General features: G+C 69.1%; 26 protein-coding genes. 11 read left to right on the top strand and 15 right to left on the bottom strand.

The genetic code is table 11. The features are described from left to right. Positions 1-174: 174 nt before the first annotated feature. Both LDL21_RS27880 and LDL21_RS27875 read right to left on the bottom strand, forming a co-directional pair. Positions 175-540, bottom strand: coding sequence for a DUF5655 domain-containing protein (locus tag LDL21_RS27880; RefSeq protein ID WP_225282409.1), 366 nt, complete (start codon positions 538-540; stop codon positions 175-177). Next, positions 537-1,397, bottom strand: a complete 861-nt coding sequence (locus LDL21_RS27875; protein WP_225282408.1) for an NAD-dependent protein deacetylase — start codon at positions 1,395-1,397, stop codon at positions 537-539. Before LDL21_RS27875 ends, LDL21_RS27880 begins: the two co-directional genes overlap by 4 nt. A gap of 110 nt (positions 1,398-1,507) precedes the next feature. Here LDL21_RS27875 and LDL21_RS27870 point away from each other — a divergent pair, with 110 nt between their 5' ends. Next, positions 1,508-1,963 carry a hypothetical protein gene (locus LDL21_RS27870; protein WP_067492129.1) on the top strand — a complete coding sequence of 152 codons (456 nt, stop codon included), beginning with the start codon at positions 1,508-1,510 and terminating at the stop codon, positions 1,961-1,963. Beyond that, entirely contained in the window at positions 1,960-2,502 is a 543-nt protein-coding gene (locus tag LDL21_RS27865; protein ID WP_181696395.1) for an IQM protein middle domain-containing protein, read from the top strand. Before LDL21_RS27870 ends, LDL21_RS27865 begins: the two co-directional genes overlap by 4 nt. A gap of 9 nt (positions 2,503-2,511) precedes the next feature. On the opposite strand, the gene LDL21_RS27860 is transcribed toward LDL21_RS27865, so the two are convergent. Further along, positions 2,512-3,363 (bottom strand): acyl-CoA thioesterase domain-containing protein, encoded by an 852-nt coding sequence (locus LDL21_RS27860; protein ID WP_225282407.1) that lies wholly within the window; start codon positions 3,361-3,363, stop codon positions 2,512-2,514. 199 nt (positions 3,364-3,562) lie between these two features. On the opposite strand from LDL21_RS27860, the gene LDL21_RS27855 reads away from it, so the two are divergent. Then, positions 3,563-4,105: a hypothetical protein gene (locus LDL21_RS27855; RefSeq protein WP_225282406.1), complete on the top strand. Its 543-nt coding sequence runs from the start codon at positions 3,563-3,565 to the stop codon at positions 4,103-4,105. Here the strand turns inward: LDL21_RS27855 and cobN are convergent. The 6 genes from cobN to LDL21_RS27825 form a co-directional block, all read right to left on the bottom strand. Continuing rightward, positions 4,075-7,737 (bottom strand): cobaltochelatase subunit CobN, encoded by a 3,663-nt coding sequence (cobN, locus tag LDL21_RS27850; protein ID WP_225282405.1) that lies wholly within the window; start codon positions 7,735-7,737, stop codon positions 4,075-4,077. The two genes, LDL21_RS27855 and cobN, sit on opposite strands and share 31 nt — an antisense overlap. Before the next feature lie 182 nt (positions 7,738-7,919). Continuing rightward, on the bottom strand, positions 7,920-8,270 hold the full coding sequence (locus tag LDL21_RS27845) for a DMT family transporter (protein ID WP_181696398.1): 351 nt from the start codon (positions 8,268-8,270) through the stop codon (positions 7,920-7,922). 41 nt (positions 8,271-8,311) lie between these two features. After that, on the bottom strand, positions 8,312-8,632 hold the full coding sequence (locus tag LDL21_RS27840) for a DMT family transporter (protein WP_181696399.1): 321 nt from the start codon (positions 8,630-8,632) through the stop codon (positions 8,312-8,314). Between the two features lie 72 nt (positions 8,633-8,704). Further along, a complete protein-coding gene (locus LDL21_RS27835) occupies positions 8,705-9,160 on the bottom strand; it encodes a MarR family transcriptional regulator (RefSeq protein ID WP_225282404.1) in 456 nt (151 codons plus the stop codon). Positions 9,161-9,212: 52 nt separating this feature from the next. Further along, positions 9,213-10,370: a DNA polymerase III subunit beta family protein gene (locus tag LDL21_RS27830; protein WP_225282403.1), complete on the bottom strand. Its 1,158-nt coding sequence runs from the start codon at positions 10,368-10,370 to the stop codon at positions 9,213-9,215. 33 nt (positions 10,371-10,403) lie between these two features. Further along, on the bottom strand, positions 10,404-11,078 hold the full coding sequence (locus LDL21_RS27825) for a hypothetical protein (protein ID WP_181696496.1): 675 nt from the start codon (positions 11,076-11,078) through the stop codon (positions 10,404-10,406). 234 nt (positions 11,079-11,312) lie between these two features. On the opposite strand from LDL21_RS27825, the gene LDL21_RS27820 reads away from it, so the two are divergent. Together LDL21_RS27820 and cobG are read left to right on the top strand one after the other, a co-directional pair. After that, positions 11,313-11,870, top strand: coding sequence for a dihydrofolate reductase family protein (locus LDL21_RS27820; RefSeq protein WP_225282457.1), 558 nt, complete (start codon positions 11,313-11,315; stop codon positions 11,868-11,870). Positions 11,871-11,910: 40 nt separating this feature from the next. Next, positions 11,911-13,173, top strand: coding sequence for a precorrin-3B synthase (gene cobG, locus LDL21_RS27815; protein WP_225282402.1), 1,263 nt, complete (start codon positions 11,911-11,913; stop codon positions 13,171-13,173). On the opposite strand, the gene LDL21_RS27810 is transcribed toward cobG, so the two are convergent. Then, positions 13,170-13,610, bottom strand: a complete 441-nt coding sequence (locus LDL21_RS27810; RefSeq protein WP_225282401.1) for a nuclear transport factor 2 family protein — start codon at positions 13,608-13,610, stop codon at positions 13,170-13,172. The genes cobG and LDL21_RS27810 overlap by 4 nt on opposite strands. 108 nt (positions 13,611-13,718) lie before the next feature. Here LDL21_RS27810 and LDL21_RS27805 point away from each other — a divergent pair, with 108 nt between their 5' ends. Continuing rightward, complete coding sequence (locus tag LDL21_RS27805; protein ID WP_225282400.1) at positions 13,719-14,810, top strand: RNA ligase (ATP); 1,092 nt, start codon at positions 13,719-13,721, stop codon at positions 14,808-14,810. A 35-nt stretch (positions 14,811-14,845) separates the two neighbouring features. Here the strand turns inward: LDL21_RS27805 and ddaH are convergent, their stop codons facing one another. Then, a complete protein-coding gene (gene ddaH, locus LDL21_RS27800) occupies positions 14,846-15,706 on the bottom strand; it encodes a dimethylargininase (protein WP_225282399.1) in 861 nt (286 codons plus the stop codon). Between the two features lie 129 nt (positions 15,707-15,835). Here ddaH and LDL21_RS27795 point away from each other — a divergent pair, with 129 nt between their 5' ends. From LDL21_RS27795 to LDL21_RS27780, 4 genes are all read left to right on the top strand, one after another. After that, on the top strand, positions 15,836-16,273 hold the full coding sequence (locus LDL21_RS27795; RefSeq protein WP_181696407.1) for an Lrp/AsnC family transcriptional regulator: 438 nt from the start codon (positions 15,836-15,838) through the stop codon (positions 16,271-16,273). A gap of 49 nt (positions 16,274-16,322) precedes the next feature. Further along, positions 16,323-16,958: a precorrin-8X methylmutase gene (locus LDL21_RS27790; protein ID WP_225282398.1), complete on the top strand. Its 636-nt coding sequence runs from the start codon at positions 16,323-16,325 to the stop codon at positions 16,956-16,958. Then, positions 16,955-18,523 carry a precorrin-3B C(17)-methyltransferase gene (cobJ, locus tag LDL21_RS27785; RefSeq protein WP_225282397.1) on the top strand — a complete coding sequence of 523 codons (1,569 nt, stop codon included), beginning with the start codon at positions 16,955-16,957 and terminating at the stop codon, positions 18,521-18,523. Before LDL21_RS27790 ends, cobJ begins: the two co-directional genes overlap by 4 nt. A 93-nt stretch (positions 18,524-18,616) precedes the next feature. Continuing rightward, positions 18,617-19,159 (top strand): PadR family transcriptional regulator, encoded by a 543-nt coding sequence (locus LDL21_RS27780; RefSeq protein WP_181696409.1) that lies wholly within the window; start codon positions 18,617-18,619, stop codon positions 19,157-19,159. Between the two features lie 2 nt (positions 19,160-19,161). Here the strand turns inward: LDL21_RS27780 and LDL21_RS27775 are convergent, their stop codons facing one another. From LDL21_RS27775 to dprE2, 3 genes are all read right to left on the bottom strand, one after another. Then, positions 19,162-19,914 (bottom strand): cobalt-precorrin-6A reductase, encoded by a 753-nt coding sequence (locus LDL21_RS27775; protein ID WP_225282456.1) that lies wholly within the window; start codon positions 19,912-19,914, stop codon positions 19,162-19,164. 503 nt (positions 19,915-20,417) lie between these two features. Further along, positions 20,418-21,653: a precorrin-6y C5,15-methyltransferase (decarboxylating) subunit CbiE gene (gene cbiE / locus LDL21_RS27770; RefSeq protein ID WP_225282396.1), complete on the bottom strand. Its 1,236-nt coding sequence runs from the start codon at positions 21,651-21,653 to the stop codon at positions 20,418-20,420. Positions 21,654-21,855: 202 nt separating this feature from the next. Next, the gene (gene dprE2 / locus LDL21_RS27765) at positions 21,856-22,611 is read right to left on the bottom strand and encodes a decaprenylphospho-beta-D-erythro-pentofuranosid-2-ulose 2-reductase (protein WP_225282395.1); all 756 of its coding nucleotides are present in this window, start codon (positions 22,609-22,611) and stop codon (positions 21,856-21,858) included. A 386-nt stretch (positions 22,612-22,997) separates the two neighbouring features. On the opposite strand from dprE2, the gene LDL21_RS27760 reads away from it, so the two are divergent. Then, positions 22,998-23,396 carry a PPOX class F420-dependent oxidoreductase gene (locus tag LDL21_RS27760; RefSeq protein WP_225282394.1) on the top strand — a complete coding sequence of 133 codons (399 nt, stop codon included), beginning with the start codon at positions 22,998-23,000 and terminating at the stop codon, positions 23,394-23,396. Positions 23,397-23,407: 11 nt separating this feature from the next. Here the strand turns inward: LDL21_RS27760 and LDL21_RS27755 are convergent, their stop codons facing one another. Then, positions 23,408-24,535: a M24 family metallopeptidase gene (locus LDL21_RS27755; RefSeq protein ID WP_225282393.1), complete on the bottom strand. Its 1,128-nt coding sequence runs from the start codon at positions 24,533-24,535 to the stop codon at positions 23,408-23,410. Between the last annotated feature and the right edge of the window lie 55 nt (positions 24,536-24,590).

Here is a 24,590-nt window from a genome sequence, read left to right as displayed (position 1 = left end):
AAAAGCCCTGGTTCTGATCGGCTGGCTGGTGGGTGTCGATCATTCGGCCCACACAAGGGCCGACAACCCCGCTGCGAGGAAAACTTTGCGCCGCGGGTGGAACTCTTCATGCGCTGGTGGCCAGAGCTTACCCACGTCGGATTCGCGGCCGTCACCGAGGGATCAAGTTACCGTTCATTTCGCGCCGAAACGGTAGGCGGCGGCTATCAGCTCCGCCAGTCGTGGATCGTGAGCTTCGTCGAGAGAATGCACCACTACCAGGTGATTCCAGCGCGCACGGCCCACCTGTGTCACCCGGTAGACCGGTGCGTGCGCCATTTCCCGGTCGAGCGCGAGCATGATCTGCACGGTGCCTTCGGGATTCTTTCCGGTGACGTTGTAGAGCCACACCCACGCGAACTTCCGTGCGACGGCGAAAACGATCTGCGAGGCCACCGACACCTCGACCGGACCATTGCTCGCGATCAATTCGCGCAGTACTGCGAAGATCTCACGCGAATACGGTTTGCCCGAAAAGTACGCCTCGACCGATTCGCTCATCGCGGTACGGCCGGGGTCGCGGTGGTGAGCCGGTCGGCGAGGGTGGACAGGATCTCCGAACAGCCCGCCGGAATGCGCACGGCGGCCAGGTCGTCGGCGCGGGTGGCGCCGCGGTTCACGATCACCACCGGCACACCGTTTTTCGCGGCGCGGCGGACGAATCGCAGACCGGACATCACGGTCAGTGACGATCCTGCCACCAGCAGCGCCTCGGCGTCGTCGACCAGCGCGAAGGCCGCCGCCACCCGCTCGGCGGGGACGGTTTCGCCGAAGTAGACGATGTCGGGCTTGAGCATGCCGCCGCATCGGGCGCAGTCGAGCATCAGGAAGCGGTCGGTGTCGGTGACGACCGCGTCCGCGTCGGGCGAGACCTCGATACCGCCGCCGTGCGAAACCTCGTCGGCGAAACCGGGATTGGCCGCCTCCAATTGTTCGGCCAGCGTCATGCGGGAGATCACCGCGGCGCAGCGCAGGCAGCACACGCGGGCGTACGTGCCGTGCAGGTCGATGACCCGGCGAGCGCCTGCTTTCGTGTGCAGCAGGTCGACGTTCTGGGTGATCACAGCCGACACCACGCCCGCGTGTTCCAGCCGGGCCAGCGCGCGGTGGCCCGGATTCGGGCGGGCGGCGTCCATCCGCCGCCAGCCGATGTGGTTGCGGGCCCAGTACCGCTGCCGGAAGGCGGCGTCGCCGACGAACTGCTGATAGGTCATCGGATTGCGGGGTGGCGAGTCGGGGCCGCGGTAGTCGGGGATGCCGCTGTCGGTGCTCAAACCCGCCCCGGACACCACCACGACGCGGCGTCCGGCCAGCAGCTCGGCCGCACGCTCCACCAGGTCCCGGGTGGGCTCGCCCATGAAGTCATGGTACGAGTGCGCGGGCGCGGGGCGGCACGCCGGTGGAGTTGCGTGGCGAGCGGGTGCGGCGACATGATGACTCATCTGCCCGGCGATGTCAGAGGAAACTGGTGTCCGACAACGACGAACACGGCCGAAGCGCGCTCAACGGCGCGGTCGACGGGACCATTGTCGCCGTCCGCCGCATGTTCTATGTCCTCGGTGACGAGGTCGACCGCTCCGAGGGCCCGATCGAGTTCACCTTCCACAACGGTGCCACCCTGTTGCTCGATTCCGGGGTGGACGGCTCGGAACTGCGGATCCGGTCGGCGCCGTGGCGTGACCCGTTCGAACCGCTCGTCGACCCGGTCAATATCGAATACGTCGCCGAATCGGGCAAATACACCGCATTCGATGTCACCGACGAGGAACCTTACAGCGCCTTCACCGGCCGCCGCGTCGACGCCGTCTCGGTCGTACCCCTGCCCGACGGCCGCCCCCGCGCCGCGACCCTGTACCTCGGTGAGGCCGTGGTGAAAGCGGAAACGGTGGCCGACGAGGTGATCGTCACCCTGGTTCCCGCATGATGGGCTTCGCCCACCGCATGCGCCGATTGTTCGGCACCGGAACGGATTCCGCGCCGACCGTGTTCGAGACGACGCCGTTGCGGCCGGAGTTCGCCGGCGAGCACCTGCCGGGGAACCGGGTATGGGACGGCACACACGTCGCCTATCTCGACGAGCGAGCGCGCCTGCGGTTCCGGCTCCACGCTCGCGACGGGCTGCTCCACACCGCCGACGGCGCCCTGTTCGACACCACGGCGGCCAGTACCCTGTGGTCACCGGAGGGCGGCCGGGCGATCTTCGTCATGGACGCCGCGGGCACGCTGTACTCCTCGCCCCAGCACCTGCTCGGCCGGTTCCACCATTCGAGTTTCCTGGCCGGTGAACCGGTGGCCGCCGCCGGGGAGATCGTGGCGCGGCAGGGCCGGGTGTTACTGGTGTCGGATCACAGCACCCACTACCGACCCCCGCGACGCTTCACCCGGCAGGTTCCGTTCGCCTTGCGTGCCCAGGGCATCGAAGCCGGCGACCTGCCTCTCGAAATGCGTTCGCAGGAACCGTGATCGGCGGGCTCAGTGCCCCGACGCCAGTTCCGCCATCACCCTGTCGGTGAGCTTGTCGATGACGGCACCGCGGATCTGGTGGCTCTCGTTGGCCAGCGCCGTGGTGGTGCACATCCCGAACGCGCCCTCGGCGTCGTAGAGCACGGCCGCGCCCGCCGCGATCCCGTCGTCGCTGAGGTGGCCTTCCGCCTCGATACCCATCTCGACGCCGATCGGCATGCGCGAGAACGTGATCGAGACATCGGTATTGATGAAGCCGATGCCGTCGGTGCCCCAGTTGGTGACCAGACTGGTCTGCTCGCCCGTCATCGCGGCGTAGCAGAACGGGGAGGACTCCTCACCGGCGACGACCGGGATGTTGCGCACCCACTTGCGTTTACGGGTGTCGTTCTGGTGCTCGGTCATCCGGATCGACCAGCCGTCGGCATGGCCGTCGCTACCGAACAGGTGCAGGCCCTCCTCGATCGCCGCGCGCGCGTCCGGCGGCGGCAGCGGCCGCTCCCGGTCGGGCCGCCACACCGCACCGGGCGGCTGCGCCGAGCGCTTCAGCAGCAACGCGCTACCCCTGGCCACCACCGCGTCGTCCGAGCGCAGGCTGACGGCGACCGCGCGCACGCGTTTGCCGTCACGCACCAGCTCGCTCTCGACGGTCACGGGCACCGCGGGCACCGCGCGGTGCAGGTCGACGGTGAACCGGGCGGGCACGAACTCCTCGGTGCAGTACCGCGCCTCCACCTCCCGCGCCATCAACCCGCACACCGGCGGCCCCGACAGCGTCTTGGGCCCCCACAGGCTCAGCGAGAACCTGGTCGGCTCGAACACCGCGCCCGTGCGGGTGAAGTACGCCGGTGAGGTGGTCATGGCGACCCTTTCCGGCCAGGGTGTTTCCCGGGCTCACCCGCCAAGATTAGAACGCGTTGCAGTTTTACGGCAACCCACTCGCGTTCGCCGTCGATCACGAGACCTGGGTGAGTTCCCCGACCCGAGTTCAGGGTCGGCACCGGATGTCTCCGATACGACGTCGGCCTAGCGTCGACAGCACACCCACGAGGAGAACACCATGCGAAAACTCACTGTCGCACTCACGGCCGCGACCGTCTACGCCGTGCTGGCGACCCTGGTGGTGTGCACCACGATCGCCGAAACGATCTTCCTGTACCCGAACTACTTCCACGACATTCCGGCATCGCTGGAGGTGGGCGAGGCATTCACCGCCGTGGTCTCGGTCGGCGATGTGATGCGCCCGCTGGGGATGTTCCTGACCCTGAGCGCTGTGCTCGCCGTGGCTGCCGGTGTGTGGTCGGGGCGCGCCCGCGGCTGGCTGCTCACGTCGCTGGTGCCGTTCGTCTCGGGGATGTTCCTGCTGTCGATGCTGTACCTGTGGCCGCGCTGGCCGATCCTGTTCGAGGATCGCGCCCTGTACACGGTCGACGAATTGCACCGCACGGTCGCCGAGATCGAGGTCGCGCATGCGGTGCGCATCGCCTGCGGCCTGCTCACCGCGGTCTTGGCCGTCATCGCGGCACTGCGGATCTACCGCGACCGGGTTCTGCTGCAGGCCGCGCAGGCGGACTACTCCAGTTCGCCCTCGGTCTCGAGGTAGATCTGGCGCAGCTTGTCCAGGGTTTCCGGTTCGGGGTGCTCCCAGAGCTTGCGCTCGGCCGCCTCCAGTAGTCGTTCGGCGATGCCGTGCAGCGCCCACGGGTTGGACTGCTCCATGAACTTGCGGTTCACATCGTCGAAAACGTAGCTCTCGGAAAGCTTTTCGTACATCCAGTCGGCGACGACATTGGTTGTGGCGTCGTAGCCGAACAGGTAGTCGACGGTCGCGGCCATCTCGAAGGCACCCTTGTACCCGTGGCGGCGCATCGCCTCGAGCCAGCGCGGATTCACCACGCGCGCACGGAACACGCGGGTAGTTTCCTCCGAGAGCGTGCGGGTACGCACCGCGTCGGGGCGGGTGGAGTCGCCGATGTAGGCCTCGGGGTTCTTTCCCGTGAGCGCGCGGACCGTGGCGACCATGCCGCCGTGGTACTGGAAGTAGTCGTCGGAGTCGGCGATGTCGTGCTCGCGGGTGTCGGTGTTCTTGGCCGCCACCGCGATTCGCTTGTAAGCGGTGCGCATGTCGTCGGCGGCGGGGGCGCCGTCGAGGTCGCGGCCGTAGGCGTAGCCGCCCCAGGTGGTGTACACCTGCGCGAGGTCGTCGTCGGTGCGCCAGCTCTTGGAATCGATGAGCTGCAGCAGGCCCGCGCCGTAGGTGCCCGGCTTGGAACCGAAGATGCGGGTGGTGGCGCGGCGGGCGTCGCCGTGCTCGGCCAGGTCCGCGTCGGCGTGGGCGCGAACGTAGTTCGCCTCGGCCGGTTCGTCGAGGGCGGCGACGAGGCGGACGGCGTCGTCGAGCAGGGCGAGCACGTGCGGGAAGGCGTCGCGGAAGAAGCCGGAGATGCGCACCGTGACGTCGATGCGCGGGCGGCCGAGTTCGTCCAGGGAGATCACCTCGAGGGAGGTGACGCGGCGGCTCGCCTCGTCCCACACCGGCCGCACGCCGAGCAGCGCGAAGACCTCGGCGATGTCGTCGCCGGAGGTGCGCATGGCCGAGGTGCCCCACACCGACAGGCCGACCGACTTCGGGTACTCGCCGTGATCGGCCAGGTAGCGGGCGAGCAGGGACTCGGCCATGGCCTGACCCGTCTCCCACGCCAGTCGCGACGGGACGGCCTTCGGATCGACGGAGTAGAAATTGCGGCCGGTCGGCAACACATTGATGAGACCGCGCAGGGGTGAACCACTCGGTCCCGCGGGGATGAAACCACCGTTGAGGGCGTGCAGGACCCGGGCGATCTCGATGCCGGTCTCGCGGAGGCGCGGCACGACCTCGGTCGCGGCGAACCGCAACACGGTCTTCACCGCCGCGAGACGCCCGCTCACCGCGACGCCGCCCGCCGACTCGGGCGCGGACGAATCATCCACTCCCCCAGCGAGAATCGCGGTGGCGTAGTCGTCGACCAGCGCGTCCACGGCATCCACGGACCAGTCCGTCGCTTGCAAGGCTGCGAGCAGCTCACGGGCGCGGGCTTCCACTACATCCACGCGGGTGCGGGCTTCGTCACCGGCTTCGCTGAGCCCCAGCGCTTCTCGCAGGCCGGGCACGTTCTGTTCGCCGCCCCACAGCTGGCGGGCGCGCAGCATGGCCAGCACCAGGTCGAGTTCCATCTCGCCCTCGGGGGCCTGGCCGAGGATGTGCAGGCCGTCGCGAATCTGCACGTCCTTGATCTCGCAGAGCCAGCCGTCGACGTGCAGGAGCATGTCGTCGAAAACGTCCTCGTCGGGGCGTTCGGCCAGGCCGAGGTCGTGGTCCATCTTGGCCGCGCGCATCAGGGTCCAGATCTGCTGGCGGATGGCGGGCAGTTTGGCCGGGTCGAGGGCGGAGATGTTGGCGTGTTCGTCGAGCAGTTGTTCCAGGCGCGAGATGTCGCCGTAGGTTTCGGCGCGGGCCATGGGCGGGATGAGGTGGTCGACGAGGGTGGCGTGGGCGCGGCGCTTGGCCTGGGTGCCCTCACCGGGGTCGTTCACCAGGAACGGGTAGATCAGTGGCAGATCACCCAGGGCTGCGTCGGTGCCACAGGACGCGGACATGCCGAGGGTCTTGCCCGGCAACCATTCCAGGTTGCCGTGCTTGCCGAGGTGCACCATCGCGTCGGCACCGAAACCGTCGGCCGACGACAGCCACCGGTAGGCCGCCAGGTAGTGGTGGCTCGGGGGCAGATCGGGGTCGTGGTAGATGGCGACCGGGTTCTCGCCGAAGCCACGAGGCGGCTGGACCATCAGCACCACATTGCCGAAACGCAGTGCGGCGATGACGATCTCGCCCTTCGGGTCGGCCGACCGGTCCACATACAGTTCGCCGGGCGGCGGGCCCCATGCCTCGACCACGGCTTCGCGCAGGTCGGCGGGCAGCGACTCGAACCAGCGGGTGTAGACGGTGGCGCCGATGCGGATCGGATTGCCCTCGAGCTGTTCGGCGCTGAGCCAGTCCGGATCCTGGCCGCCCGCCGCGATCAGGGCGTGGATCAGGGCGTCACCGTCGCCCTCGGCGAGGCCGGGAATCTCGTCGATGTCACCGAGGTCGTAACCGGCCGAACGCATTTCGGTGAGCAGGCGGATGGCGCTCGCCGGGGTGTCGAGGCCGACGGCGTTGCCGATGCGGGCGTGCTTGGTCGGGTAGGCCGACAGCATGAGCGCGATCCGCTTGTCGCCGTTGGGAATATGACGCAGGCGCGCGTGACGCACCGCGATCCCGGCGACGCGGGCGGCGCGTTCGGGATCGGGGACGTAGGTGGACAGACCGTCCTCGTCGAACTCCTTGAACGAGAACGGCACCGTGATGATGCGCCCGTCGAACTCCGGGACTGCCACCTGGGTGGCGACATCGAGTGGGGACAGGCCGTCGTCGTTGGCCTCCCACTGGGCGCGCGGGCTGGTCAGGCACAGTCCCTGCAGGATCGGCACGTCGAGGGCGGCCAGCGCGGCCACGTCCCAGGCCTCGTCGTCACCACCGGCCGACGCGGTGGCGGGCTTGCTGCCGCCCGCGGCGAGCACGGTGACCACCAGGGCGTCGGCCCTGCCGAGGAGGGTGAGCAGTTCCGGTTCGGCGGTCCGCAGCGACGCCGCGTAGACGGGCAGGGCGCGGGCGCCCTTGGCTTCGATGGCGGTGCACAGGGCGTCGACGTAGCCGGTGTTGCCCGCCAGGTGCTGGGCGCGGTAGTAGACGACGGCGACCGTGGGGGCGTGGGGTTCCAGGATGCGTGCCGAGCGTTCGAGCTCCCCCCAGGTGGGCAGCTGGACCGGCGGTTCGAATCCGTGACCGGTGAGCAACACTGTGTCGGACAGGAAATTGTAGAGCTGACGCAGGTTGTCGGCGCCGCCCGCGGCGAGATAATTGTGGGCGTCGGCGGCGACACCGACCGGTACGGTGGAACATTCCATCAGTTCCGCGTCGGGTGCGATCTCGCCGCCGAGGGCGACCATCGGAATACCGCTGGCCCGCACCGCGTCCAGGCCCTCTTCCCAGGCACGCTTGCCGCCGAGGATGCGCACGATCACCAGGTCGACGCCGTCGAGCAGCTGCCCGAGATCCTCGACCAGCAGCCGGGCCGGGTTGCCCCACCGGTACTCGGCGCCGCTCGCCCGGGCGCTCAGCAGGTCGGTGTCGGAGGTGGACAGCAGCAGGATCACAGGGTGAGACCTTCCTCGGGTTGACGCGCCCATCGGGTTGCGGTGCTCGCCGGAGAGGGTCTGGCTGTTCACAGTGGCGCGACCGCACCGGATTTCCACCGGTTTCCTCGACGCCCGCCGAGCAAGTCGATGGTACTGGCCCGGACGCGCCCGCAACTTTCCAGCCCGCGTCCGGGGGTCGCTCAGGCGGCTTCGGCGCGGTCCGCGAGTTTGAGCCAGACCACGCCCGCGATCACCACGGCGAGCCAGAACGCTTTGAGCGGGGTGAGCGTTTCCTCGAAGAACACCGGTCCGAGCAGAGCGGCGCCGACCGCCCCGATACCCGCCCAGACGGCGTAGCCGATCCCCACGTCGATCGTTTTCAGCGCGACGCTGAGGGCGAAGAGGGTGAGGAGGAAGAAGACGATCGCCACCAGCGACCAGGTGAGCACGGTGAAACCGTGGCTGCCGCCGACGGCGAGGGCATAGCCGACTTCGAAGGCGCCTGCGAGCAGCAGGACGAGCCAGGCGGTGGCGGGAGTGCGGTTGATCATTGTTCGGCCTTTCGGTGAGAAATGGATGCGGACGAGGTTGCTCAGGCGCCACTGCTGAGCTGCAGGCCGACGACACCGCCGATGACGATCACGATGCCGATCGCCTTTCGCCAGTCGACTCGTTGGCCGAAGAGCACCGCTCCGAGGACAACGATCCCGACGCCGGCCAGGGAGGTCCAGATCGCGTATCCGGCGCCGATGTCGAAGGTGAGCAGCGCCAGGCTCAGGAAGTAGGTCGCGATTGCGCCGCTGGCCAGCGTGGCGACGGTCCATCGAATGTCGGTGAAACCCTTCGCTTTTCCGGCCGCCAGGGCGACGGCGATCTCGAAGACGACGGCGATGGCGAGGTAGAGCCAGTTCACGATATTGCCCTTCTATGGTTGTACATACATATATATGCCGAGCGGAAGACCCTCCCGGCATGCCAGGTCAGGTCAGGAGCGTTCGCGTCCCGCTCGACGCGCGAGCAGCGCACCGAACATCGGCGACAGCTCTTCGGCGTCGTCGAGCAGACGTTCCAGCTGGAGTTGGAAGGGTTCGCGCGCGTCCCTGACGAGCGCCTCCCCCTCCTCGGTGATCACGGCGTACACACCGCGTCCGTCCTCCGAACACAAGTCCCGCCGCGTGAACCCTCTTGCCTCGAGCCGCCCCAGCAATCGGGTCACCGAACTCTGATTCAATCCGATCCGATGGGCCAGCTCGCTGACCCGGATCTCCTTGTCCGGTGCGGCGGCGAGCTGCCGGAGCGCGTGGTACTCGGTGAGCCCGATGCCGTGGTGCAGCGTGAGCCATTTACCGAGGCCCGAGTCGACGGTCGCGACGAGAGCGGAAGCACGAAACCAGTCGTCGACCGGGTCGGCTCCCTGTTCCGTAAGTCCATGCTTGTGCATGCACTTAACCTAGCAGTGAACCTGCCGGGCCACAACCCGGCAGGTCGAGCGATCAAGGGGCCGGTTCGCAAGGCATGGCGAGGGTGCGGAGGTCGCCGTCGTCGGCGGAGCGGATGTGGGCGGGGAGGTCGGGAGCCGACAGGTCGAGCATGATGTCGGGACCGATCGCGCCCGCGATCGCCGGGTAGAGGGTGGTCACGGCGAAGTGGATGGTCATCGGGGGGCCGGAGACCGTTGCACGCAGCTCGGTATGTGGGTTCTGCTGCGGCGTGCTGTGCTGGGTCGACGCGTCCCGGCTCGGTACCGAGATCGTGACCGTGTCCGGGGAACCGAATCGCAGAGTCACGATCGGAGAGTCCGCGCGTTCCAGCGTTTCCAGGAGGTGCGCGCGGTCGAGGACAGCTCTGGTCGTGGTCGAGGGCAGGGCTGCCAGCATGCGGCGGTAGTCGGGGAATTCCTCGGGCGAGCGGCGGCAGCGCCGGCTCGCCGCTGAATCCTCGGTGGCAGTGCGGAATTCGATGGAATCGGGCGTGGGACGCAAGACCACGCTGTGTCGACGGCGCAGCCAGGAGGTGGTGGCACGCAGTTCGGCGGCATCGATGGTCGCGGACCACTCCGCCGTCACCGAGGACATCGGGCGCAGGGTTCGCGAGGCCAACCGGTAGCGGTCGGTGGCGGTGAGGATCAGTTCGTCGGGCCGGGCTTCGAACAGGATGGTGTCGAGCACGGGCAGGGCCGGATCGGTGAGGGTCGCCGTGGAGACCTGGTCGATGGCTGCCGCGAGCGCCGGTCCGCCGATGCGCACGGCCTGATCGGGTTCGGTCCCGGGCGCCGCACCGTGGCCGCTTCGGTCCGGCAACGATCGGGGGTCCACGCCGAGCGCGCGGTAAGCGGCAGCGGCTGCCGCGTCGAACTCCCTGCGGCGGCAGTGCATTTCGGCGAGGTGCGCGTCGAGGAGGTCGGCGGCCCTGGCGGCGTCGGATTCGGCGAGCACCGCCGCGACCGTCGGCAACGGCATGTCGACGGCGCGCAGGTGGCGGATCAGGCAGGCGGGGCCGGCCTGGTCGGCGGTGTAGTAGCGGTAGCCGGTGTCCTCGTCCACCAGGGCGGGAACGAGGACTGCGGCGTCGGCGTAGAAGCGCAGGGCGCTGGCGTTCAGGCCGCAGGTGCGGGCGAACGCTCCGATGGTGATCAGTTCGGTGTCAGGCACCGGCTCATGATCGGGGTTGCAGCGACTCGAAGGTCAAGACGAACCGTTGCGCGTGCCCGCGGCGACCATCTCGGGCGAACCCGTGCCCAGGTGGCGGTAGACGTTGGCGATGACCAACTGGCCGAGGGCGTTGTTGCCGTAGCCGCCGATCACCGCGCCGATCCCTGCGGGGATGAGGGTGCCGAACAGCAGCAGCCCGCGTTTGACCAGGTAGTTGACGATGAACCGTTTGGCAGGCCCGTCGGGCATGCTCGACAGACCCGGGATGTGGTCGGTGACGACACCGAGCCACTGCCCCTTCGTATGACCTGCCGTCTGTTCGAGGACCTTCGTGCCCGACTCGCCGAGCACCACCTTCGACACCAGCCGCTGCTGGCGCGGATCCTCGGGCGCGATGCCGTACGCCGCGGCGGCGCCCACCGAGAACACCGAGGACGCCTCCACGAAGACCGCGGTGTCCACACCGGTGGCAGCCAGGCCGATCAAGGTGCCGATGCCGGGTACGGCGGCGGTGAGCCCCACCGTCACGCCGCTGGCCGTGACGACAACGAGGTACTGGCGCGACAGCCGCTGCACGAGTTCCACCGGTGAATCGTCGGGGTGCCTGCTCCCCAGCCAGTCGACATAACGCTGCACCACCGGTGCTTGCGCATGGGCGACCTTGTCGAGCGCGGGAACTACACGCTTGTCCACGAATTCACGCAGCATGCGGTTGACCTCTCCTGTCGGCACTGCTCCGGCGGCGATCCGCCACTCACACTAGGCGGATACCGTTTCCTTCCGGTGCGCAAACACGAGCACGTCGCGAGGGACCACCGATGAGTTCGGCGGCGACGTCCCGTCTCTTCCTCTGAAACAGCAGCTCACCGCAGAAGGATGTCGCCCATGTCGAACAACTCGCAGAGCACCGGCCGCAGAGTCGTGGCGGAGGTCACCGTATAGCTGGACGGATACAGCGGCACCGGTCCCGACGACGATATGAGCTGGTGCATGGACTACATCACCAGCCCGCAGACCGAGATCTACTACGAGGGGATCTGGCGCGGCGCCGACACCGTCGTCCTCGGACGCACCAACTGGGAAGGGTTCACCGCGGTCTGGCCGGGCATCACCGCCGACCCCGCCAGCTCCGCCCGCACCCGTGAGCTGGGCGAATGGCTCGCGAAGGTCGAGAAGGTCGTCTTCACCACCACCCTCGACCAGTCCGACCTGGACAAGGCCGCGTGGTCCAACGCAAGAATCGGTCGCGACCCGGAAGCCGACATGCGCGCGCTCAAAGCGGCCCCCGGACGCGACATCCTGATCACCAACAGCGCCAGCATCATTCAGTGTCTACTGCGCGCCGACCTGGTCGACGACCTCTACCTCACCATCGTCCCCACCACCCTCGGCGGCGGCCTGCGCCTGCTCCCCGACAACTACGCGTCGACCTGGCGCCTCGCCGCCGCGACCACCCTCCCCGACTCGGGCGCCGTGTCGGTGCACTACACCCGGCCCTGACGCCGGATCGCTCCCGGCGGTGGTCGTAGGCTGGGGAATCATGACCAGGAGCGCTCCCGATTCTTGCCCAGGGGTTCTGCGGCTGCACGAGGCCGCGGACGGGCCGTTGGCGCGGATCCGGGTGCCCGGCGGACGACTGGAATCCGGGCAGGTGCAGGTACTCGCGGAGGCCGCGCGCGACCTGGGCAACGGGAGCCTCGAGCTGACCTCCCGCGGCAATGTGCAGTTGCGCCGGGTACGGGACGCGAACGAACTGGCCGCCCGGCTGGCCACAGCGGGCCTGCTGCCGAGCCGCACGCACGAGCGAGTCCGCAATATCGTCGCCTCACCGTTGTCCGGGCGGGTGGGTGGATTTGCCGATGTACACGGGCTGGCCACCGACCTGGATGTGGGCTTGCAGGCCGATGCCGCGCTGGCGGACCTGCCCGGCCGGGTTCTGTTCACCCTTGACAACGGTCGCGGTGACGTGAGCACTCTGCGCGGCGATATCGGGATCCAGGCCGTCGGCGACGAGTTCGCGTTGCTGCTCGCCGGGACCGACACCGGCATCCGCGTCACTCCCGACGAGGCCGTCACGGTCATGCTCGACGCCGCCCGCGGATTCCTCGACCTGCGTGCGGAATCCGGGCAGTGGCGGTTGCACGAGATCCCCGGCGGTGTCGAGAAGGTCACCGAGACCCTGGACCGCTCCCCCGCCGGTACGCGCCTGGAACTCGGTGCGACACATGACATTCCGATCGGCTGGCTCGAACAGGACAACGGCCTGATCGCCCTCGGCGCGGGTGTTCCGCTCGGCACACTGCCCGCGCGGGTCGCCGAATTCCTGGCCGCCGTCGAACGCCCCGTGTTCCTCACGCCGTGGCGCAGTGTGGTGCTACCCGACCTGGAGGAGGGCCCCGCGGAAACGGTGGTGCGGGTGCTGGCGCCGATGGGCTTGATCTTCGACGCCGGCTCCCCGTGGTTGCAGGTGAGCGCCTGCGCGGGCCGCCCCGGCTGCGCCAAGTCCCACACCGACGTCCGCACCGACCTCACCGAAGCCATCGAAACCGGGCGCGTGCTCGGCGACGAACCATCCGGCCCGACCGAGGGGCTTCCCGCGACAGTCGAGCCTGGCCGCGATGCCGAGCGCACCCTTCCCGCCGACGCGACGGACCGTGCCGAGTCCGGCCTCGATGCCGCCGACGTGGTGGCGACCGGCCGTCAACACTGGTCCGGCTGCGAACGCCGCTGTGGCCGCCCGACCGGACCTGTCACCGATGTCGTCGCAACCGAAGGCGGGTACCGGATCAACAGACCGGACTAGGTCAGGTCGGCGTTGCCCTCGATCACCTTCAGCAGGTAGTGGAACTTGCTGATCCGCCAGCCTGCGGCGGTGCGGCGGGCGGCCAGGGCGTAGCTGCCGATGAAAGTGCGGGTCTTGCCGTTGGCGGCGGAGTTGTTCACGTGGACGGCGATGGAGTCGGCGTGGGCGGTGGCCTCGTCGCCGTGGATGTCGATGAGGTGGTTGCCCGACTGGTGGTGGACGGCGTCGAGGGAGTCCAGGCCCGCCTTCCAGTCGGCGGCGATGTCTTTGGCCGGCCGGATCGAGACACCGCCGCCGAAGCCACCGTCGAAGTCGACCTCGTCGGTGAAGACCTCGGTGACCAGATCGTCCCAGCGCTTCTGATCGCAGTACACGAACATCCGGGTGATCGTCTCGGTGATCGCCAGAGTGTCTGCGAGAGTGTTCGATTCGGTCATGCAGGCGAGCTTAGAACGCGGTCCGCGCAGGTGCATCCCGCACGAAAACCGCTCGACTCCGTGATCGGGACGGCCCTACGCTGACCTCCTCGAAACGAGGGGGTTCCCATGTCCACACTGCGAGTAACGGCCGAGCGGCTCGTCGTCGTCCCACACCCGAACGCCGACCGGCTGGAGCTGGCCCAGGTCGGGCTGTACCGGGCCGTCGTTGCCAAGGGACAGTTCGTCACCGGCGACCACGCCGTCTACATCCCGGAACAGGCGGTCGTTCCGGACCCGCTGATCGTCGAGCTGGGTCTCACCGGCAAATTGGCCGGGGCGCAACGCAATCGGGTGAAGGCGGTGCGGTTGCGCGGTGAGGTGTCCCAGGGCATCGTCTGCACGCCGCGCGCGCTGTCGGGCACGGATCTCGCGGCGGCGGCCGAGGCGCGCACCGACTTCGCCGCCGAGCTCGGCGTGACCAAATGGGTGCCGCCGGTGCCGGTTTCGATGTCGGGACAAGTGGAACCCGCACCGGACCTGCTGCGCTGGATCGATGTGGAGAACATCAAGCGGTTCCCCGATATCTTCACCGAGGGCGAGCCGGTGGTGGCGACGGAGAAGATCCACGGCACCGCTTTTCTGCTCACCCATCTGCGTGCCGAGGATCGGGTCCTGGTGTCGTCCAAGGGCATCGGTGGCCGGTCGCAGGCACTGATCCGCACCGAGGGCAACCTGTACTGGCGGGCGGTGCACAGCCATCGGCTCGACGAGGCCGCCCGCAAGCTCGCCCATGCCCTCGACGCCGACCGGGTCGGACTCTTCGGTGAGGTGTTCGGGGCCGGGGTGCAGGACCTGCACTACGGTGCGTCGGCCGCGCAGGACGACACGCTCGGTTTCGCCCTGTTCGACCTCGCGGTCGAGCAGGCGGGGGCGCCGGTGCGCTGGCTCGACCACCACGAGATCGGCTCGCTGCTCGGCGAACTCGGCCTCGAGATACCGCGCGTACCGGTCCTGTACGAAGGCCCCTACGACGCGGAGTTGTTGCTGAAGCTGGCCGAGGGCACCGAGACCGTCAGCGGGACGGGCGGCAATATCCGCGAGGGGCTGGTAGTTCGTGCCGCGAGCGAGCGGTACTCGCCCGTGCTCGGCGGCCGTGCCATCGGCAAGATCGTCTCCGACGCGTACCTGCTGCGCGATGGCGGCACCGAGTTCGAATGACCGGGTCGGCCGGGAACCCAGCCTCCCCGGCCGGCTCAGGGTCGGGGTTCGCGGGGTGTGTGCAGTTCGAGGACGCAGCACTTCACGCCGCCACCACCTTTGCGCAGCTCGGACATGTCGACCGGGACCGGTTCGAAACCCCGCTCGCGCAGGGCGGCGATCAGCCCGGTCGCGCCCGGGTCGAGGAAGACGTGGCGGCCGTCGCTCACCCCGTTGAGGCCGAAGGACATGGCATCGGCCTCGGTGGCCAGGATCGCATCCGGGTAATGGACGGCCAGGGCCTCGCGGGCCTGCGGACTGAAGGCCCCTGGGTAATAGGCGATGGTGGTCTCGTCGAGGCACGTCAGCGCGGTGTCGAGGTGATAGAAGCGCGGATCGATCAGCTCGAGCGACAGCACGGGCAGGCCGAAGAACCGTTCGGCCTCGGCGTGGGCGGCCGCCGTGCAGCGGAATCCCGTGCCGGCCAGGATCCGATCGCCCGCGAACGCGAAATCGCCCTCCCCCTCGTTGGTTTCGGCCGCCACCGCCAGCTCGCGTAGCTCCCGCGCCGCGAACCAGCGGTGAAACGCCGGGCCCTCCGGTTGCCGCTCGGGATGGGCGAAGCGGGCCGACAACGCACGCCCGCCGATCACGATCGCACTGTTGGCGGCGAACACCATGTCGGGCAGGCCCGGCTCACCCGGCACGGTCTCCACCGAATGTCCGTGCTGTTCGAGCAGTGCGCGCAGGATCTCCCACTGCGACAGCGCCCGCGCGCGGTCCACCGGCGCTGCCGGATCCATCCACGGATTGATCGCGTAGGTGACCTCGAAATGGTCGGGTCGGCACATCACGAAGCGGCGCGGGGTGGCCATCCGCGCCGGAGTCGAGGAGGGAAGGGGAAGGACGGCGGTCATCAGGACTCCCGGTGGCTGCGCGGCGCGAATCGACGTCTCGACGGTAAATGTCGCCACGTTGCGCGGGGAACACCGATCCATTGCGCGTATCGATGGGAAAATGGTGATCCATTGCGTGAGAGGATCCCCATGGACGACATCGACCGCCGCATTCTCGCCGCCCTGCTGAAGAACGCACGTGCCACCTTCGGCGAGATCGGCTCGATCGTCGGATTGTCGGCGCCCGCGGTGAAGCGGCGGGTGGACAAGATGGTGGCGGGTGGGCAGATCACCGGATTCACCGCCCTGGTCAATCCGGTCGCCCTCGGCTGGACCACCGAGGCGTACGTGGAGGTGTACTACCGCGACAACATCTCCCCCGCCGAACTGCGCCGGACACTGGAACCGATCCCGCAGGTCGTCGGAGTGTGCACCATCGCGGGCGAAGCCGACGCGCTGGTGCACGTGATGGCCACCGACATGGCCGAGATCGAGGTGACCGTGGAGCGGATCAGGGAGAACGCGCGCGTCGGGCGCACCAGGAGTTCGCTGGTGATGTCGCGCATCCTCGAGCGCCCGCGCACCTGAGCCGACCGCGCCGAACACCACGTCGCGGCCAGGTTCTAGGGTTGTGCGCATGTCCGACGTGCGCACCAGCTACCTCACCGACGGGGCCGAGATCTATCGGCGCTCGTTCGCGACCATCCGCGCCGAAGCCGACCTCGCCGGTTTTCCCGCCGATGTCGAGCGCGTGGTGGTGCGGATGATCCACGGGTGCGGACAGGTCGACCTGGCGGGCGACATCGCCTACACCCCCGGTGTGGTCGCGGCCGCGCGCGCCGCGTTGCGGGCGGGCAAACCGATCATCTGCGACGCCAATATGGTCGCCTCGGGTGTCACCCGTAAGCGGCTGCCCGCCGACAACCCGGTGCTGTGCAACCTCACCGATCCGCGCGTGCCCGAGCTGGCCGCGAGCATGGGCAACACCCGTTCGGTCGCCGCGCTCGACCTGCTGCGCGCCGAACTCGACGGCGCGGTGGTCGCCATCGGCAACGCCCCGACCGCGCTGTTCCACCTGCTCGACATGCTCGACGCAGGCGCACCGCGACCCGCCGCGATCATCGGCATCCCCGTCGGTTTCATCGGCGCGGCCGAATCCAAGCAGGCGCTGATCGACTTCGGTGGCGTCGAATATCTGACCGTGCGCGGCAGGCGGGGCGGCAGCGCCATCACCGCGTCGGCGCTGAACGCGATTGCGAGCGAACAGGAATGAGCGGCACACTCTGGGGCATCGGCCTCGGCCCCGGCGATCCCGAACTGGTGACGGTGAAAGCGGCCCGGCTCATCGGCGCCGCCGACGTGGTGGCCTTCCACAGCGCCAGGCACGGGCGCAGCATCTCCCGGGGCATCGCCGAGCCGTACATGCGTCCGGGTCAGATCGAAGAGCACCTCGTCTACCCCGTGACCACCGAGACCACCGACCACCCCGGCGGGTACCAGGGCGCGATCGACGAATTCTACGAGCAGGCCGCGACCCGGCTGGCCGCCCACCTCGCCGCCGGACGCGATGTCGCCCTGCTCGCGGCCGGTGACCCGCTGTTCTACTCCTCGTACATGCACATGCACCGCCGCCTGGCCGACCGGTTCAACGCCGAGATCGTCCCCGGCATCACCTCGGTGAGCGCGGCCTCGGCGGCACTCGGCACGCCCCTGGTGGAAGGCGAGCAGGTTCTCACGGTGCTGCCCGGCACCATGCCCGTCGACGAACTCACCGAGCGGCTGCGCGAGACCGACGCCGCCGCGATCATGAAGCTGGGCCGCACCTTCCCCGGTGTGCGCCGGGCGCTCGCCGACGCCGGTCGCCTCGACGACGCCTACTACGTCGAACGCGCGAGCAGCACCCGCCAGCGGGTACTCGCGGCCGCCGATGTCGACGAGGCCGATGTGCCCTACTTCTCGATCACGCTGGTTCCCGGACCCACCCCGACCACCGGGGTCGCGGCCCTCGTCGGCGGACAGCACCGCGGGGCACCGACGAACACGTCGGAGCCGACGACCAGCAATGCTGCGGACGGTGAATCGGCAGGTGCCGCAGGCGAAGTCGTGGTCGTCGGCCTCGGGCCCGGCGCTGCGGACTGGACCACCCCGGAGGTCACTGCCGCCTTGGACGAGGCGACCGATCTCGTCGGCTACACCACCTACATCAACCGTGTCCCCGAGCGGGCCGGCCAGCGCAGGCACGCCAGCGACAACAAGGTCGAGTCGGAGCGCGCCGCGATGGCACTCGATCTGGCCAAGCGCGGTGCGCGGGTTGCCGTGGTGTCCTCCGGTGATCCGGGGGTGTTCGCGATGGCCTCGGCGGTGCTCGAGGTATCGGCCGAACCGCAGTTCAAGGATGTGCCGGTGCGGGTGTTGCCGGGGCTGACGGCGGCCAACGCGGTGGCGAGCCGGGTGGGCGCGCCGCTGGGCCACGACTACGCGATGATCTCGCTCTCCGATCGGCTCAAGCCGTGGGAGGTTGTGGCGCAACGGCTTTCGGCTGTCGCGGCGGCGGATATGGCGATCGCGATCTACAACCCGGCCTCCTCGCAGAGACGCTGGCAAGTGGGCGCGATGCGCGAGATCCTGCTGACCCACCGCGACCCGGAGACGCCGGTGGTGCTCGGTCGCGATGTCGGTGGCCCGACGGAATCGGTGCGGGTGGTGACCCTCGCCGACCTGAACCCCGACGAGGTCGACATGCGCACGCTGCTCATCATCGGCGCCTCCACCACGACGGCCTTCGACACGCCCGAGGGGACCCGCGTTTTCACGGCGCGCCGCTACGAGAACGCCTAGACCCACGACACGCCGCGACACGGGCAACCTTGGCGCGACCCCCACACTGGCCTAACATTCCACATAGGAATGTAGTTCGAAGGGAGTTGACCGTTGACCGACACCGCGACCCGCCGCCGCCCACTGAACTCCACCGCGGCTTCGCTGCTGGGGTTCCTGCACGAGGGTCCGATGTCGGGCTGGGACCTGGCGACTCTCGCCCAGCAACGCATCGGCGACTTCTGGACCATCACCCAGAGCCAGGTCTACCGCGAACTCGCCACGATGGACACCGCGGGCCTGGTGACCAAGGGTGAACGAGGTGCGCGAGAGCGCATTCCCTACCGGATCACCGACACCGGGCGGGAGGCGTTCGCCGAATGGATCGCCCGCGATCCCGGTGCCGAGACGATCCGGGTGCCGTTGCTGCTCACACTGTCGTTCGGCGAGCATCTCGATCCCACGCACCGCGACCGGATCATCACCGCCAACCGCAACATCCACCAGGACCGGCTCGACCGCTATCTCGACGAGGACGCGACCGCTCTGGCGCCACATCAGCGCGCCACTCTCGAATTCGGGATCGCCTACGAGCGCGCGGTGCTGCAGTGGTTCGACCAGCTGCCCGCCGTCTTTGCCGGGCAACCGCCGCGCTGAGCTCAGGAAACGCTGTGCGCGGTCGCGAGCCGCAACCAGTCGAGGGCGGCGCCGACCTCGTCGACGACGTTCGCGCCCGCGGGCAGGGGTGGGCGTTCGATCATGACGACCGGCACGCCGGCCGTGCGCGCCGCGGCGATCTTCGCCTCGGTCTGCGCACCGCCACTGTTCTTGGTGACCAGGACGTCGATGCGATGACGCGACATCAGCACCAGTTCCTCGTCGAAGGTGAACGGCCCACGCGCGAGCAGCAATTCGTAGCGCGGTGGCAGCGGGGCGGTCGGCGCGTCGATCGATCGGATGACGAAACGCTGCCTGCGACAGCCCTCGAAGGCGCCGACACCTTGGCGGCCGATGGTGAGCAGCACATTCTCGCCCCGGTCGGCCAGGGCGGAGGCTGCCCCGGCGAGATCGGGTACCCGCGTCCACAAGTCGCCCCGGCGCGGCACCCATTCGGGGCGGCGCAGGTGCAGCGCGGGCAAGCCGAGGTCGGCGGCCGCGGTCGCCGCATGGGTACTGACCTGGGCCGCGAAGGGGTGGGTGGCATCCACGACGGCATCGATACGGTTCTCGCGTAGCCAGGTTCGGAGGCCCTCGACACCACCGAATCCGCCGATGCGCACCGGACCGACCGGCAATCGCGGGTTGGCGACACGTCCCGCCAGCGAGGAGACGATGTCGACTCCACGCTCACCGGACGCCAGGTTCGCCAGCTCACGAGCCTCACCCGTACCGCCGAGGATCAGAACTCTCAGGACTGCCCGCTGACGTCGTCCCGGTCAGGGGTGGTCGACCTGGTGCACCGCATACAACTCCGTCCATCGAAATCGAGGCTCCGAGTTTTGCCCGGGCCGCGCCCGACCATACCCCCGTTGAGGAAGTGTTACACCTTCGGCGCATAACTTTCTGGATGAGCTTGCAGATGCACTCACCGTTCGGCCGTGATCTGACCGTGATCTGACCGTGATCGGCACAGTGTCGACATGGACGGTTGACCAGCACGTTCGCCGCCCACGCCCGGGTCGGTGGTGCGGGCGCACCGGCGAGCCCGACATCGGTTTCGAGTCCGGTAGCCACACTGGGCGATTGCCCAGCATCTCGATGCCATCGAAGACATACGCCGCGTGCGAGCGATGTTCGGCCGGTGGCGCGCGAGACCACGTGTGGACTGAACAGTCGCATCGGCCTGCTACCCGAAAAGGAGCAAATTCGGGGCGCACACCCCGGCACATCGTTATGCGAGACGACGGGTGACTCGTCAGGAATTTGCGCGCGGTTTGACGACGATCCACTGCGCGACGGGAAGCTGCGGCCGCCACGCCGTGAACCCGCCGAGCGGTTCACCTCGGTAGATCTGGAATTTGCGCAGGGTGCCACCGTGGCGCGCGCACCAGGCCAGCAGCAGCGTTTCCGACTCCGCGGTCACCGCATTGGCCACCAGGCGGCCGCCGGGCCGCAGGCGTTGCCAGCAGGCGTCGAAAACGCCGTCCTGGGTGAGTCCGCCGCCCAGGAAGATCGCGTCGGGCGCCGGGGAGTCGGTGCGGGTGTCGGGGAACGTGCCGCACACCGCGATGCCGGGCACACCGAGCGCGTGCGCGTTGGTGGCGATCTGATCGCGACGGGCGGGCAGGCGTTCATAGGTGACCGCGCGGCACGCCGGGTGGGTACGGCACCATTCGATCGCGATGGTGCCCGAACCGCCGCCGACATCCCACAGCAGTTCGCCGGGTGCCGGGGCGAGGGCGCTGACGGTGAGTGCGCGGACCTCGGCTTTGGTGAGCTGGCCGTCGCCGGTGAACGAATCGTCGCGCAGGCCAGGCATTCTCGTGCGGCGGGGGTGGTCGGGGTCGGCCACGCAGTCGACGGCGCAGAGGTTGAGCGGGTCGCCAGGCGGGTGCTGCCAGCCGTCGGCCGTGCCGGTACGCAGGCATTCGTTCTCGCCGCCGAGCTGTTCGAGCACGGTGAGCGTGGAGGCACCGAAACCGTTGTCGCGCAGTAGTTTCGCCAGCGCGGCCGGGGTCGATTCGTTCTCGCTCAGGACGAGAATTCGACGGCGGTCGGCCAGTTCCGGCAGCACCGTGGTGAGCGGTCGGGCGACCACACTCACCACCGGGGTCTCGGCCAGCGGCCAGCCGAGCCGGGCGCACGCCAGCGACGCCGACGACGGTTGCGGGTACACGTCGAGCGCGCCGGGTCCGACGATGCGGGCCAGGGTGGCACCGATGCCGTAGAACATGGGATCGCCGCTGGCGAGCACGGTGAGCCGCCGACCGCTGTGGTGCGCAAGCAGTTCCGGGAGAGCGGGCAGCAGGGGTGTCGGCCACGGGATTCGCTCGAACTTCCCGTCCGGTACCAGCGCCAGCTGTCGCGGCGACCCGAACACCACTTCGCTGTCCTCGACTGCCGCTTTGGCCCGCTCCCCCAGGCCACCCCACCCGTCCGCGCCGATACCCACCACGCGGATCGGGACACCCGACCACGCCGCACTAGTCATCGGGGTACCCCACCCGCCTGCGAGCGGACTGTTGTTGTCGCACGCAGAGCAGTGTCGATGCGCTCACGCCGGGCCGTCGGGACGGCAGCCACCGCGACATACGACGCCGAACCGGGGCGCGCACGCCGCGTCATCGAAGCCGAGGTCATCGCAGCGTCCGGCGCCGAAGCGACACGCGCGCAGCGGACCATCGGGGCGGCAATCACCGTGGCATCCGGCGCCAGATGGACTGCGGCAGAAGGCGCATGACGAAGAAGGCCAGCGCTAGGCGCCCGGGGACGGCGACTCGGGTGGCGCCCTTGTTCAAGGCGCGGACGACGGCGTCGGCGACCTGATCGGGGGTGCTGGACATGGGCGCGGGGTCCATGCCCTCGGTCATGCGGCCGATGACGAAACCCGATCGGACCAGCAGCAACTGGACACCAGTTCCGTGCAGGGCGTCACCGAGGCCGCTGGCGAACCCGTCCAGGCCCGCTTTCGCCGAACCGTAGACGTAGTTCGCCCGCCGGACCCGAACGCCCGCGATGGAGCTGAAGACGACGATCTGGCCACTGCCCTGTGCGCGCATCAGATTCGCGAGTGTGGTGAGAACGCTTACCTGGGCGACGTAGTCGGTGTGTACGACGGCGACGGCGTGGTCGGGGTCGCGTTCGGCGCGGGCTTGGTCGCCGAGAACGCCGAATGCCAGGACGGCCGTGCCGATGCCACCGTGTTCGGCGGCGATCTTCTCGAGCAGCGTGGCGTGCGTCGCGGTGTCGTCGGCGTCGAATTCGACCGTGTGCACCGCGGTCGCCCCGGCCGCGCGTACCTGCTCGACCTCGGCGGCCAGCGCGTCGGAGCGGCGGGCGGCGAGGATCACCACCCGACCCGGCGCCAGCCTGCGCGCCACTTCCAGCCCGATCTCACTGCGCCCACCCAAGACCAGAACCGGCCCCTGGTTCGCCTGCTGCTTACCCATACGCCCAGTCTGTCATCCCGGATCACCGCCGCCACCGGGCCGCCCCGCGATCATGAAGCGCGAGCGGCCAAGCCACCCCGGGACCCCGGCGTTCGAACACGCGGTGTGACACCGACAGTTGCCGAACAGCCAGGTGTCGCACGACAGCCACGCGGCCGCGACACCCGACAACTGACCGAACAACAGGGTCCCGCGTGACAGCCACGCGGCTGCGACACCGACAGCCGACCCGAACAGCCGGGTCCCGCGCGACGGTCCGCTCGAGCGGCAGGCCCGCGAACGCCCCTGCACCCGCTCGGCACTGCCTGAGCTCGGCCGGTCGGCTGCCGCTGTGGGTGTAGCGCCCGCCGACCGGGCGCGCGTGGTGACGGACTAGCGTCGAACACATGCCCACCGCGACCACACAGCTCTCCCCCGCCGCCCTCGCGTTCGTCGCCGAGCGGCACCTGGCCACCCTCACCACCCTGCGGGCGAACGGCACACCGCACGTCGTCGCCGTCGGGTTCACCTGGGACGCGGACAGCGGCATCGCGCGGGTGATCACCGATGGCGCGTCGGTGAAGGCCCGTAATGCCGCGCGGGGTGGGTACGCGGCCGTCAGCCAGGTCGACGGGGCGCGGTGGCTCACCCTCGAGGGGCCCGCGACCGTGCTGACCGAGGCCGACGATGTCGCCGAGGCCGTTCGCCGCTACACCGAGCGCTACCGCGTGCCCCGCGAGAACCCCACGCGCGTGGTCGTCGCGATCCAGGTGCGCCGGGTGCTGTCGTCGAGCACGCTCAAATAGCTTGTGGCCGTTTACAACACGGTCAGGCCGTGCGGGCGCTGGTTCATGGACTCCACGCCGTCCTCGGTGACGACCACGATGTCCTCGATGCGCGCACCCCACTGCCCCGGGAAGTAGATGCCGGGTTCGATGCTGAACGCCATGCCCGGCTCGAGCACCAGATCGTTGCCCGCCACGATGTAGGGCTCCTCGTGCACCGACAGGCCGATGCCGTGTCCGGTGCGGTGCACGAACGCATCGCCCAGACCCGCGTCGGCCAGCACGGTGCGGGCGGCGGCGTCGACGGATTCGGCGGTGACGCCGGGGCGCACGGCGGCCACCGCCGCCGCCTGCGCCGCCTCGAGCAACGCCATCCGCTCGGCGACCTGCTTGCTCGGCTCGCCGAGCACATAGGTGCGGGTGGAATCGGAGTAGTAGCCGGGCGTCACCGGTCCGCCGATATCGATCACCACCACGTCGCCCTGTTCGATGACGCGGTCGGAGAAGAGGTGGTGCGGGATGGCGCCGTTCGGGCCGCTGCCCACGATGACGAACTCCGCCTCGGTGTGCCCCTCCTCGCGAATCGCCGCCTCGATATCGGCATACACCTCGGCCTCGGTGCGGCCCGCCCGCAGGAACTCGCCCATCCGGGCGTGCACGCGGTCGATCGCGGCGCCCGCACGGCGTAAGGCGTCGATCTCGGCCTCGTCCTTGATCATCCGCGACTGGCGCAGCACGGGAGTGGCCGAGGACGGCAGCCCCGTGGTCTGCTCGGCCAGCGGAATCAGGTGCAGGGCGGGCATGGCGTCGGCGACGGCGATGCGGGAACCGGCGTGCAGGGTGGAACGGACCAGCTGGTACGGGTCGACGCCGTCGACCCAGTCGAGGATCCGCAGACCCAGTTCCCCGGCCGCCGACCCGTCCAGCGCGGCCAGCTCGAGCTTCGGCACGACGACCGACGGAGTCGCGCCGTCGGCGGTGATCACCAGACAGGTGAGCCGTTCGAACGATTCGGCATCGGACCCGATGAGATACCGCAGGTCGGGACCTGGCGTGATGAGCAGGGCGTCCAGATGCGCCGCGCGCATCAACTCCACCGCCCGCTCGAGCCGCTGACCGTAGACATCCGCCGCGAACCTGGCATTCGTGTGCGCGCTCATAGCTTCCGACGTTACCCGCCGCGCCGCGACCCGCGCAGAGTCGCCCGCACGACGT

Origin of the sequence: Nocardia rosealba (assembly GCF_020216065.1) — a bacterium.
GTDB lineage: Bacteria > Actinomycetota > Actinomycetes > Mycobacteriales > Mycobacteriaceae > Nocardia > Nocardia rosealba.
The sequence above is the reverse complement of the archived record's forward strand: the minus strand, read 5'-3'. Positions and strand labels throughout refer to the sequence as shown.

What these genes read in the sequence shown, in the direction of transcription:
- cbiE (WP_225282396.1), bottom strand. Translation starts at nt 21,653, where the DNA reads ATGACTAGTGCGGCGTGGTCGGGTGTCCCGATCCGCGTGGTGGGTATC.
- cobG (WP_225282402.1), top strand. Translation starts at nt 11,911, where the DNA reads ATGACCAGGAGCGCTCCCGATTCTTGCCCAGGGGTTCTGCGGCTGCAC.
- LDL21_RS27760 (WP_225282394.1), top strand. Translation starts at nt 22,998, where the DNA reads ATGCCCACCGCGACCACACAGCTCTCCCCCGCCGCCCTCGCGTTCGTC.
- LDL21_RS27835 (WP_225282404.1), bottom strand. Translation starts at nt 9,160, where the DNA reads ATGCACAAGCATGGACTTACGGAACAGGGAGCCGACCCGGTCGACGAC.
- LDL21_RS27810 (WP_225282401.1), bottom strand. Translation starts at nt 13,610, where the DNA reads ATGACCGAATCGAACACTCTCGCAGACACTCTGGCGATCACCGAGACG.
- LDL21_RS27860 (WP_225282407.1), bottom strand. Translation starts at nt 3,363, where the DNA reads ATGACCACCTCACCGGCGTACTTCACCCGCACGGGCGCGGTGTTCGAG.
- LDL21_RS27845 (WP_181696398.1), bottom strand. Translation starts at nt 8,270, where the DNA reads ATGATCAACCGCACTCCCGCCACCGCCTGGCTCGTCCTGCTGCTCGCA.
- dprE2 (WP_225282395.1), bottom strand. Translation starts at nt 22,611, where the DNA reads ATGGGTAAGCAGCAGGCGAACCAGGGGCCGGTTCTGGTCTTGGGTGGG.
- LDL21_RS27795 (WP_181696407.1), top strand. Translation starts at nt 15,836, where the DNA reads ATGGACGACATCGACCGCCGCATTCTCGCCGCCCTGCTGAAGAACGCA.
- LDL21_RS27880 (WP_225282409.1), bottom strand. Translation starts at nt 540, where the DNA reads ATGAGCGAATCGGTCGAGGCGTACTTTTCGGGCAAACCGTATTCGCGT.
- LDL21_RS27755 (WP_225282393.1), bottom strand. Translation starts at nt 24,535, where the DNA reads ATGAGCGCGCACACGAATGCCAGGTTCGCGGCGGATGTCTACGGTCAG.
- LDL21_RS27865 (WP_181696395.1), top strand. Translation starts at nt 1,960, where the DNA reads ATGATGGGCTTCGCCCACCGCATGCGCCGATTGTTCGGCACCGGAACG.
- ddaH (WP_225282399.1), bottom strand. Translation starts at nt 15,706, where the DNA reads ATGACCGCCGTCCTTCCCCTTCCCTCCTCGACTCCGGCGCGGATGGCC.
- LDL21_RS27805 (WP_225282400.1), top strand. Translation starts at nt 13,719, where the DNA reads ATGTCCACACTGCGAGTAACGGCCGAGCGGCTCGTCGTCGTCCCACAC.
- LDL21_RS27875 (WP_225282408.1), bottom strand. Translation starts at nt 1,397, where the DNA reads ATGGGCGAGCCCACCCGGGACCTGGTGGAGCGTGCGGCCGAGCTGCTG.
- LDL21_RS27790 (WP_225282398.1), top strand. Translation starts at nt 16,323, where the DNA reads ATGTCCGACGTGCGCACCAGCTACCTCACCGACGGGGCCGAGATCTAT.
- LDL21_RS27855 (WP_225282406.1), top strand. Translation starts at nt 3,563, where the DNA reads ATGCGAAAACTCACTGTCGCACTCACGGCCGCGACCGTCTACGCCGTG.
- LDL21_RS27825 (WP_181696496.1), bottom strand. Translation starts at nt 11,078, where the DNA reads ATGCTGCGTGAATTCGTGGACAAGCGTGTAGTTCCCGCGCTCGACAAG.
- cobJ (WP_225282397.1), top strand. Translation starts at nt 16,955, where the DNA reads ATGAGCGGCACACTCTGGGGCATCGGCCTCGGCCCCGGCGATCCCGAA.